The organism is Aeromonas sp. sif2433 (assembly GCF_019218705.1).
In the GTDB taxonomy this organism is placed as follows: domain Bacteria; phylum Pseudomonadota; class Gammaproteobacteria; order Enterobacterales; family Aeromonadaceae; genus Aeromonas; species Aeromonas encheleia.
The window spans coordinates 1-234 of the sequence record NZ_JAHUXD010000063.1; the positions used below are offsets into that span (position 1 = coordinate 1).

A 234-nucleotide genomic window follows, 5' to 3' on the forward strand; every position below is an offset into this window, starting at 1 on the left:
GCGATGAGAGCATCGCCAAGCTGACCATCAACATCAAGGGGGCGGATGACGGTGCCAGCGTGGTGACGGCGGCGTCGACGGGTCCGGATCACCTGGTGTACGAGTCTGGCCTCAATCCGAATGGCTCGAATGCTGCGGCCAACAGCGAGACGGTGAGCGGTAGCTTCACGGTGTCGGCCACGGACGGGATTTTGAATGTGGTGATAGGGGGTACCAGCTACACCCTGGCCCAGG

The 234-nt window shown here is 62.4% G+C and carries 1 protein-coding gene; it reads left to right on the top strand.

The genetic code is table 11. The features are described 5' to 3' along the window. Positions 1-234 (top strand): hypothetical protein (locus KW825_RS20795; protein WP_218330255.1); only part of this gene is annotated, 234 nt, incomplete at both ends.